Source organism: Acidithiobacillus sp. TH-A35 (assembly GCF_057473505.1).
In genome coordinates, this window is sequence record NZ_JBYCKR010000149.1 from 1 (window position 1) to 10,153 (window position 10,153).

The 10,153-nt window shown below is 55.5% G+C and carries 12 protein-coding genes; all 12 read left to right on the top strand.

Annotation, left to right across the window (positions count from 1 at the left end; translation table 11 throughout):
* A partial coding sequence (locus AC2VNK_RS05150) for a heterodisulfide reductase-related iron-sulfur binding cluster (protein WP_486883062.1) occupies positions 1 to 1,307 on the top strand: 1,307 nt, incomplete at its 5' end.
* Positions 1,308 to 1,319: 12 nt separating this feature from the next.
* Complete coding sequence (locus AC2VNK_RS05155; protein ID WP_291523453.1) at positions 1,320 to 2,375, top strand: CoB--CoM heterodisulfide reductase iron-sulfur subunit A family protein; 1,056 nt, start codon at positions 1,320 to 1,322, stop codon at positions 2,373 to 2,375.
* Positions 2,365 to 3,183, top strand: a complete 819-nt coding sequence (locus tag AC2VNK_RS05160; RefSeq protein WP_486883063.1) for a hypothetical protein — start codon at positions 2,365 to 2,367, stop codon at positions 3,181 to 3,183. The genes AC2VNK_RS05155 and AC2VNK_RS05160 overlap by 11 nt, the downstream gene beginning before the upstream one ends.
* Positions 3,184 to 3,206: 23 nt before the next feature.
* Positions 3,207 to 3,926: a 4Fe-4S dicluster domain-containing protein gene (locus AC2VNK_RS05165; RefSeq protein WP_486883064.1), complete on the top strand. Its 720-nt coding sequence runs from the start codon at positions 3,207 to 3,209 to the stop codon at positions 3,924 to 3,926.
* Positions 3,919 to 4,830, top strand: a complete 912-nt coding sequence (locus tag AC2VNK_RS05170; RefSeq protein ID WP_291523460.1) for a CoB--CoM heterodisulfide reductase iron-sulfur subunit B family protein — start codon at positions 3,919 to 3,921, stop codon at positions 4,828 to 4,830. The genes AC2VNK_RS05165 and AC2VNK_RS05170 overlap by 8 nt, the downstream gene beginning before the upstream one ends.
* A 66-nt stretch (positions 4,831 to 4,896) precedes the next feature.
* Positions 4,897 to 5,343 (top strand): biotin/lipoyl attachment domain-containing protein, encoded by a 447-nt coding sequence (locus AC2VNK_RS05175; protein ID WP_291523462.1) that lies wholly within the window; start codon positions 4,897 to 4,899, stop codon positions 5,341 to 5,343.
* Positions 5,340 to 5,735 (top strand): DsrE family protein, encoded by a 396-nt coding sequence (locus AC2VNK_RS05180; RefSeq protein ID WP_291523464.1) that lies wholly within the window; start codon positions 5,340 to 5,342, stop codon positions 5,733 to 5,735. Before AC2VNK_RS05175 ends, AC2VNK_RS05180 begins: the two co-directional genes overlap by 4 nt.
* A 56-nt stretch (positions 5,736 to 5,791) precedes the next feature.
* Entirely contained in the window at positions 5,792 to 6,232 is a 441-nt protein-coding gene (locus AC2VNK_RS05185) for a glycine cleavage system protein H (RefSeq protein WP_291523466.1), read from the top strand.
* 83 nt (positions 6,233 to 6,315) lie between these two features.
* Positions 6,316 to 7,437 carry a radical SAM protein gene (locus AC2VNK_RS05190; protein WP_291523467.1) on the top strand — a complete coding sequence of 374 codons (1,122 nt, stop codon included), beginning with the start codon at positions 6,316 to 6,318 and terminating at the stop codon, positions 7,435 to 7,437.
* 48 nt (positions 7,438 to 7,485) lie between these two features.
* Positions 7,486 to 8,556 (top strand): lipoate--protein ligase family protein, encoded by a 1,071-nt coding sequence (locus AC2VNK_RS05195; protein WP_486883065.1) that lies wholly within the window; start codon positions 7,486 to 7,488, stop codon positions 8,554 to 8,556.
* Positions 8,553 to 9,614: a geranylgeranyl reductase family protein gene (locus tag AC2VNK_RS05200; protein WP_486883066.1), complete on the top strand. Its 1,062-nt coding sequence runs from the start codon at positions 8,553 to 8,555 to the stop codon at positions 9,612 to 9,614. Before AC2VNK_RS05195 ends, AC2VNK_RS05200 begins: the two co-directional genes overlap by 4 nt.
* 24 nt (positions 9,615 to 9,638) lie before the next feature.
* The coding region (locus tag AC2VNK_RS05205; protein ID WP_486883067.1) for a radical SAM protein at positions 9,639 to 10,153 on the top strand (515 nt) is incomplete at its 3' end.

Consider the following 10,153-nt stretch of genomic DNA (forward strand, 5'->3'; position numbering starts at 1 on the left):
ACGGTGCTTTTTTTCAGGACACGAATCTTTCGGCGAACGAGGCCGAAGCGGCCACGGCCTGGGTGCGCAGCCACGTTGACCGGCGCACGATGGACCTCGGCGAGCGGATGGACGACATCCGTGATCACATGTGGGAACTGGAGAAAGAAGGCGAGATCATCGTCCACCGCATCAACGATGACCACAAGCCCATTGAAGTGGATACTTTGTATGGCTGGAAAAAACGTGTTCCTACCAACAACCTCTGGCATCACAAAAGCTGTGGTCAGTGCGGCAACATCCCCGGTTACCCCACCAGTCTGATTTGGTTTATGAACAATCTGGGCGTCGACTACCTCGACGAAACCGACCAGACCTCCTGCACCGCCTGGAACTACCACGGCTCCGGCATCGGCAATGTCGAATCCCTCGCCGCCGTTTTCCTGCGCAACTTCCATCAGGCGTACGTCTCCGGCAAGCAGCACGGCTTTGAGAATGGCCACTTCTTTCCCTTGGTGCACTGCGGCACCTCCTTCGGTAACTACAAGGAAATCCGCAAGTACCTGATCGAGTCGGCTGAACTGCGCGAAAAGGTCAAAAAGATCCTGGGCAAGCTCGGTCGTCTGGTCGACGGCAAGATTGTCATCCCCGAAGAGGTCGTCCATTACAGTGAATGGTTGCACGTTATGCGCAACCGCATCGCCAGTGAATTGCAGACCATCGACATGAGTAACATCCGCGTGACCACCCACGCTGCTTGTCACTACTACAAGATGGTGGCGGAAGACGCCATTTACGACAACAGCGTGCTCGGTGGCAATCGCACAGCGGTCGGCACCTCCATGGCCCAGGCCCTGGGTGCCCAAGTTATCGACTACTCCACCTGGTATGACTGCTGTGGCTTTGGTTTCCGCCACATCATCTCCGAGCGCGAGTTTACCCGCAGCTTCACCATGAATCGCAAGATCAAGGTCGCCCGGGAAGAAGCCAACGCCGACGTGATGATCGGCATCGACACCGGCTGTATCACCACCATGGACAAAAACCAGTGGATCGGCAAAGCCCATGACATGAACTACAGCATCCCTATCATCGCCGACGTGCAGCTCGCGGCCCTCGCCTGTGGCGCCGATCCCTTCAAGATCGTCCAGTTGCAGTGGCACGCCTCACCCTGTGAAGACCTGGTGGAAAAGATGGGCATCAGTTGGGACAAGGCCAAGGCCGACTTCCAGGAATATCTCAAGCAGGTGGAACAGGGCAATGTGGAATACCTCTACAACCCCGAACTCGCCACCAATCAGAACATCAACATGCAAGCGGGCGCTTAAGGAGAAAGTTCAGTGAGTGCACAAGATACAGTGTTAGTCGTAGGTGCAGGTCCAGCAGGTTTGTCGGCAGCCGCCACCATAGCCTCCATGGGTAAGAAGGCCGTCATTGTCGAGAAGGAAGATATTCTTGGCGGTGCTCCCATCATCTCCGGTTACGCCAAACTGGTACCTTCGGGCGAGTGGGCTAAAGATGCCATCGGCCGTATGGTCAGCCGTGTGGAAGGCGACGGGAACGTCAGCATTCACAAGTCTGCCAAGGTCACCCAGGTAGTGGGCGAAGCCGGTAACTTTACGGCCACCTTGAGCAACGGCGATAAGGTCGAAGCGGGTGCGATCATTCTCGGTACCGGATTCACGCATTTTGACTCCATCAATAAACCGGAATGGGGCTTCGGCACCTATGAAGACGTGCTTACCACCACGCAGATGGAGCAGATGGTGACTGCAGGTCAGATCCGTTGCCCCTCCGATGGCCGGGTTCCAGAACGCGTGGCCATCCTGCTTTGCGTTGGTTCGCGCGACCGCCAGATTGGTCGTGAATGGTGCTCCAAAATCTGCTGCACCGTTTCCACCAATCTCGCCATGGAGATCAAGGAAATTTCGCCGAGCACCGACGTGTTCATCTACTACATGGACATCCGTACCTTTGGCCTTTATGAAGACAAGTTCTACTGGAAGAGCCAGGAAGAATACAAGACTAAGTTTGTCAAAGCGCGTATTGCCGAAGTTACCAAGTCCCCTGATGGCCGTTTGTTGGTTAAAGGCGAAGATACTCTGGTTAAGCGTCCTATTGTGATTCCCATGGATATCGTCGTTCACGCCATCGGCATGGATCCCAATGCGTTGAATCCGGAAATTGCCAAAACTTTTGGTATCGGTCTGGAAAAACATGGATTTATTGATCGTGCGGAACAGTACACGAATAGTCAGGGCACGACGCGCAAGGGTATCTACGTGTGCGGCGCTGCTACAGGTCCGGAGGATATTGATAGTTCCATTGCTCAGGGCCAGTCCGCTGGTTCGCGTGCGGTAGCCGATCTCTACGGACAGCAGAAAGTTGCCAGCTGACATCTACCACAACGGGAACGAAGAGCATATCGTTCCCGCCTCACTGCCGATTGAGCTCGATAAGGGACTGCTCAGCAGATCTTTTTATGAGCTTGAAGAGGCATTCGAGGGGCAGCAGGGTCTTGCTGACCTGGTCAGTAGCCTGACAGAGAAAACGGCGAGTTTTCGTCGTCTCCTGCTGGAAGACAAACGGCCGCTGACGGACGCACAGATGGCGCATCTCGTGGAGCAGATGTTTACCGTGAGACGCAAGATCTGGCCCGTCATAGAGGAGCAGGGTGCTGCACGGGTAGGTGAAATGATGCGCGATTTGCTGGATGGTCACGGCGATCTGGCACAGCGCATGACGCGTTTTGAAGAGGCTTTGCCTGCCACAGGAAAAGCGAAACGCGTTATCAGGGATATGGGGGCCGAAGTTTTGCACTTCAGCGATCCCGAGCGGTATCCGCTGATGACGCGATGGGTCTGGGATCAGGGTACCACTTCGGGCGCGGTGCGGGAATTCATCCGTGGGGGAGACTACCTGACCGACTTCCCTTTTGGCGAAAGCCCGGAAATGTTTGAGGGCTTGCGCCAGTGGATGCGGGAAGCGCTGTTAGAACTAGGGGTATATCGTGATGTACCTTATATGGTCGATATCATCCTGGCCCACCAGTATTCGCAATATGTGCGCGCTATGGCGGAAGGCTTTTTGCGTTCGGATTTTGGCGGCCAAACAGACTTTACGGAACAGATTCGTAAGTTGCTGGGCGTAGAGGTACACCGGCGAATGGGTGGCTCTCGTATCAAGAGAGACGACATTCATTAATGAATTAGGGTATAGGAGCGGCTATGGCTATTCATGAGAAAACACTGATCGATCCCGATCGGATTTTGCAGCACGATCACCTGGTAGTAGATGGGGTGGATGTTTCCGGTTCCTGGAACACCATGATTACCCCACGCACGCTGACGGACTACGAAGAGCATTTTGAAGAGATCATCCAGAGTTACAGCGGTGGTGAGAACGTGCATCGCTGCTGGCAGTGCGGTTCTTGTACCAATTCCTGCACCATGTATGCGCAGAACGTGGATTTTAATCCGCGTTACTGGATTTATCTGATTCGTTTGGGGCTGAAAGCCGAGCTGATAAAGGATAAAGATATCATCTGGCAGTGTGTTTCCTGCAATAAATGCACCAACATCTGCCCTAAGGATGTCCGTCCTGAAGGAGTGATGAAGGCGACAGCGCATTGGCTGGAAGATAACGGCTTAACGCCCAAGACGCTGTCCACACATTTTGATGAAGAGTTCACGCATCAGTGTATCGAGTATGGGCGCATTGAAGATACTGAGGTGATGATGGGGTTTTTCAAGCGCTCCGGCCAGCCCATGGTGCAGCCCTGGATCGTGGAGTTTGGCAAACGTTTGACTAAGCACCTGCCTTTAGGCCAGTTGGCCAAAATGGGAATGAATGTGGCGTTCCGTCCGAAGACCAAATCATGGGGTAAAACCGGTGAAGTCCTCGCCGAATATGTGAAGGCACAGAAGGAGGCCGCTCATCATGGCTAAAGTTGCATATTATCCGGGCTGTGCGCTGGAAGGTTCCGGCGGACCCTATGACAAATCCACCCGCGTTCTGGTGAAAGAACTCGGTCTGGAGATGGAAAACCTCGAAGACTACAACTGTTGTGGTGCGATGGAAGTGAAGAACATTCATCCCATGCTGCAGACGTATATGTCTGCGCGGAATCTGGCCATTGCCAGTAAGCTACAGGGCTGCGATACGGTGATGGCGCCTTGTAATGGCTGCTATCGTAATCTGAAGCAGGCCGAATATGAGTGCGCTACTTCGGAAGAAACCATGAAAACGGTGCAGGAGCTCGCCGACAAATCGGGTGATCCTGTATATGAAGGCGATGTGCGCAGCTTGCATGCGTTGGAATGGTTCATGGAGGAAGTGGGCACCGACGGCATCAAAAGTAAGGTCAAGAAGAGCTTGAATGGGCTGAAGATTGCCAACTACTACGGTTGCATGTACACCCGTCCCCGGCAGATTTTTCCGGAGAAGGATCAGGGTCCTGGCTCCGAGTCTTCTTATGCGCCACATTTTATGGATGACTTGTTATCCGCTGCCGGTGCCGTCAGTGTGGATTTTCCTCTGAAAACGGCGTGTTGTGGCGGCGCCCATACGTTATCGGATTCGGACACTTCCACCCAGTTGGTGCTGAATATCCTTCAGGCGGCGGAAGATGCCGGTGCGGAAGTGATCGCCACCGAATGTCCTACCTGCCATTCCGGCCTGGAAATGCATCAGGTACGTGCCGAGATCGAGTTTGGTATCAAATCGAACGTCAAGGTGATTTATTTCACCCAGTTGCTCGGTTTGGCCATGGGTCTGTCTGCGCGCAAAGTCGGTATCCCCGACAATGTCAGCGACTCGATGGATCTTCTCGCTGCCAAAGGTATTATCTAACGGTGTAGAAAGGCGCCCCTTTGCGGGGCGCTTTTTTTTACCTGCCGCTGACACCAGGGGAAGGCTATGGAATGTAACGGTTGCGAATTCCGCGCCGAATTATATTACGATCGGGAATGCCAAATCTGGGTGCGACGCGAAGGCGATGGCACACTTACCGTGGGTATGACCGACATATCTCAGTCGATTGCGGGAAAGATTTTGCATGTCCGGGTACGCAGGCCTGGGACACGTCGTCCGGTGGGTAAGCCGGTCGCCACTATTGAGAGTGGGAAGTGGGCAGGTCCGGTGCCGAATGTCTTTGATTGCGTGATTGATTTGGCTAACGAAGATGTGTTGGAAGATCCCAATCTTCTCAATATTGAACCCTACGAAGCATGGATCGCACGGGTACGGCCAGTGGCTTCGGTAGACGTTGCGCTCGAAAAGCTGTCTACTGGAGACGCTGCCTTTGAGTTGTACCGGCAGCGCTGTCTGCGTGATGATATTCATTGTGAACGAGGAATGCGATGAGCGATCACTACCTGGAGGATCAGGGCGAAAAGTCGGTAGTCATCGTGATGACCAGTGGGCCAAGCACGGCACATCGCTGTGCGACACCTTTTTATCTGGGCGCCCTGTTGTCTTCCATGGATGCTGAGGTTAAGATTTTTTGCACGATGGAAGCGGTCAGGCTGATGCAGGCGGGTGTTGCGGAAAATCTCTCGGCGATGGCTGGTGGTAAGCGCATTATCGACTTTATTCGTGACGCAAAAAATGCCGGGGTAGAAATTCACGTATGTCGCCCGGCACTTCCAGGCTATGAGATCGAGGCCGATAACCTGATTGAGGAAGTGGATGCGGTGGCGTCTGCCGGTGATCTCGCCGACTTGATTTTGTCCGTGGACCGATTGCTGTTTTTTTAAATAATGCTGCCTGGCAGCATGCTCTGTTTACCTAAAATGTAACCCCGAAGGAGAAAATGATGGGAACTGTACGTGGCTGTGAAATCCCCGAAGATCTGCTTTACAACGTGGATAATAACGTGTGGCTGCGCAAGGAAGATGATGGCAGTGTGACCATCGGTATGACCTCCTATGCTTGTGCGTTGGCTGGACAGATCGTTTCTTATACGCCGAAGGGCGCTGGTAAGGACATCAAGAAGGACAAGTCGGCAGCGACCGTTGAGTCTGGCAAATGGGTAGGCCCGTTGAAGAGTCCCGTCAGTGGCACCGTCGTATCGAGCAATGATGATGTTGCGAAAGATCCCGGCCTCATCAACAAAGATCCCTATGGCAGCGGCTGGATTGCCAAGCTTACCCCGGCCGACTTCGACGGTGACGCTGGTGAACTGAAGACCGGCGCCGACGCTTTGGCGGCCTTTGAAGAAAAGATGACGGCTGATGGTTTTGGCGGCTGCTGATTAGCAAGGCCCGTCATGATCCAAGAAGACGGCTGCATTTGCGGCCGTCCAGCCTTCTCTCTGTGTAAAGGATGGAAATTCATATGAACCCATGGTTAAACGCCGTTTCTCAAGTAGAGGCTTTGGAGGATTTGGTCCTCAATGCGGATTTGGTGGACTCTATGCGCGAACGCTGGTCCGGTCTGTCCGGTAGCCAGGTGGGTCGTATCAATTTCTATACACCTTCTTTCAAGCATCATGAAACATCGGAGGTCTCCGCCTGTGGGAAGAATGCCTTCCCGGCCATTTCCATCACCGGTGGGGACTGCAAGTTACAGTGCGATCACTGTAAGGCGAAGATTCTGGAGCCGATGATTCCGGTGCGGACGCCAGAAGAACTGGATCGTCTGGTGGACCAGATTGTCCTGGATGGGGGCCGTGGGCTGCTTCTTTCAGGAGGTTCTGACCATCAGAATGTGGTCCATTATGAACCCTATTTCCCGATGGTGCGCAAGATCAAGGATCGATATCCGAGTTTACAGATTGCCATGCATACGGGTATTGCGACCCCGGAGTTTGCACGCGGGATGGAGGATGCAGGCGTCGATGTGGCCATGATGGATGTGATCGGTGCGCAGGACACCATCAACCAGGTTTATCATTTGCGCCGTTCGGTGGATGACTTTGAGGCCGCGCTGGAAGCTTTGGTCGCCACCAAGATGAAAGTGGTGCCGCATATTGTCATCGGGCTGCATTACGGTGAATTGCTCGGTGAGTGGAACGCACTGGAAATCATCCGACGGCATATGCCCAGTGCCCTGGTGTTGGTGGTAATCATGCCGCAGTATGCCGCTTCGAGTCGGCCTTTCGCGACGCCAGCGGCGGATGAAATCGGTAAATTCTTTATGGATGCGCGGACTGCGCTGCCGGAAACGCCGGTATTGCTGGGCTGCGCGCGGCCTTCCGGCGTGCATCGTTCCATCACCGATACCTATGCGGTCATGGCGGGATTGAACGGGGTGGCCTTTCCCTCTGATGGCATGCTAGCCCTCGCCAAGCACCTGGAACGGGATGTCTTTGTGACACCTTCCTGCTGCTCCATGATTGTCGGTGAAGAAGTCCTGGCGCTCGGTGACGAGACGACCACCATGCCCTTGGACTATGTCCCCGCCGCGCCGAAGCATCGTACACAACTGCGGGATATCCCGATTGTGTTTACAGCCTGAGACTGCATTGTTTCTTCTGGGCTTCACGTTCGTCCGGCTGCTTGCGTTATGACTACGTATAACGCCAAAGACTGGCTTTTGGTCGATACCGGCTTGCGCCCGGCCGACGAAAATATGGCCTTAGACAAGACGTTGCTCGTGGCGATGTCCGAAGGTCAGATTCCCAACATTTTCCGCTTCCTGCGCTTTGAGGAATCCGCGCTAGTCGGCTATCACCAATCACCTGAGCAGGAACTCAACTTGGAGTTCTGTCGTGAGCAGGGGATCGCGGTGCAGCGTCGTCTCACCGGTGGTGGTGCACTGATTTTTGATCCCACCCAGATAGGCTGGGAGTTGGTTTGTCGGCGGGACGCGCTGCCCCAGGGTGATATGGCGTCGTTGTCACGAAAGATCTGTGAAGCGGCAGCGGTTGGCTTGTCTCTTTTGGGAGTGACCGCGCAATTTCGTCCGCGCAATGATATTGAAGTGGCAGGGCGAAAAATTTCCGGCACCGGTGGGATTATGGATGGAGACACCTTGCTGTTTCAGGGCACGGTGCTGGTCGATCTGGACATTCCGCGGATGTTGCGCGTACTGCGCGTACCGCTGGAGAAACTGGATGCCCATGCCATCTCTTCGGTGGCGGAACGGGTGACGAGCTTAAAAGCCTTGTTGGGTAAAGCACCGGAGTTGATGGCGGTGCAGAAGGTCTTGCTGGATGGTTTCCGCGCGCATTTGGGGCTGTCTTTCGTCCAGGGCGACTTGCCGGATGCCGTAGCCGCGCTGTTGCCGGAGGCGTTGGCGGAGGTGCGTGACGCGGAGTGGCTCGGCATCAACCGCCGCGCGCGCGACGATATGCCGTTGCGTAAAGCGACGTTACGCGCCCCCGGTGGCACGTTGCAAGCGGAAATGCTCTGGGATAGTTATGGGAACCGAGTGCGGCAGGTTCACTTCAGCGGTGATTATTTTGTCCAGCCGCGGCGCGCTATCGTCGATCTGGAGGCGGCGCTGCGTAATGTCCATCTGAACGACGTGGACGGCGTTATCGAGGGATTGTTCGAGAAGCAGGCTGTCGATGGCTTCGGCTTACAGCCGGAGCACTTCGCGACGGTATTGCGGATGGCGGCAAAAGACGCGTGAACCCTTTAGCCATAGATGTACTGGTGATTGGTGCTGGTCCAGCCGGTGCGGCGGCAGCACGTGCTGCGGCGGGCAAAGGCCTTACGGTGATCTGCGTGGATCGCCGTGCAGAGGTCGGTGTCCCGGTGCAATGTGCCGAGTTTGTCCCCATGCCGCTCTTGCGTACCGTACATGAAACGGATTCGCGGGTGCAGGACGTAGCAGGGATGTTGACGGTACTGCCATCCGGGCTACAGCATCACAGCGTCTTTCCCGGCATGATGATTGACCGGGCACGTTTTGATCAGGGGTTGGCGGAGTTGGCGCAGACGGCGGGCGCGCTGGTGGAGATGCGTTGCCAATTCCTCGCCTGGGATGGCGCCGTGGCCCGCTTGCGGCGCGGCACAGATGAGGAGCTCACGGTGCGCCCCCGCTTGTTGATTGGCGCCGATGGGCCACATAGCCTGGTGGCGGCGGCGGTGGGCTTGCCGCATCAACAGGTCGTTTATACCCGTCAATATACGGTGCCGTTGCTGCGTTCCTATGCGGATACGGACATTTTCCTCTCGGACGCCTTTCCTGGCGGCTATGGCTGGTTGTTCCCCCGCGGGCCGGTGGCGAATCTCGGACTGGGTGCGGATCGGCGTTTTGAGGATAATCTTAAACTGCCGCTGGAACAGTTGCATCGGCAGATGGTAGAGCGCGGGATCATCGGCGAAGCCGTCCTCGGACGTACCGGTGGCGCCATTCCCGTGGGTGGCATTCGGCTGATGGTACATGGCAACGTGGTGCTTGCCGGAGACGCAGCGGGGCTGACCCATCCCATTACCGGGGCGGGTATCCCCGCTGCGGTAATCAGTGGTGAGGGTGCAGGATTGGCCGCTGCTGATTATCTGGCGGGCGACGGGGACGCGTTAGAGAGCTACGCAGAAGATATGCAGGATCAGTTTGGTCCGGCCCTGGCGCGGGCTGTGCAGCGGAGAAAATCTTTGGAAGCCGTGTGGCGACAGCCTGCGGCCCAGGAAGACAGGGTAATGCGATCCGGCTGGATCGCCTTTGATGAATACTACGCCGCCTGAGGCGGAATGACAGGAGGAACTTCCATGAGTGCGGTAGCGCAAGAAAATTCTCAGCCCTTGAACTTTTATCGCCCGGATTATTTCGTCAAAACGCCGACGATGCGGTCGCCTGAATATGTGCAGCTCAGCACCGCGGCGGCGATTACGCTGGGCCTGGTGCCTGGGGTGATGCACCGTACCTCCTGTACTAATTGTCTGAATCTGCTGATGACTTACCCGGAAGGCTGTCGTGCCAACTGCACCTACTGCGGTCTGGCCCGGCATCGTGAAGAGAGCCGCGATTACGCTGACCGCAACTTCATCCGGGTGGACTGGCCGACGGTGCGCGTGGATGAAATGCTCGAACGTATCGCCAAGAACAGCGACAAGGGTCAGTTCCAGCGTATGTGCATCAGTATGATCACCCATCCCGATTCTGATCATGATACCCAAGTCATGCTGAAGCGCTGGATGGAAGTGGCGCCCCACATCCCCGCATCCATCCTTTCCAATCCGACCACCATGGAGAAGCAGGATCTTATCGACCTCAAGGCGATGGG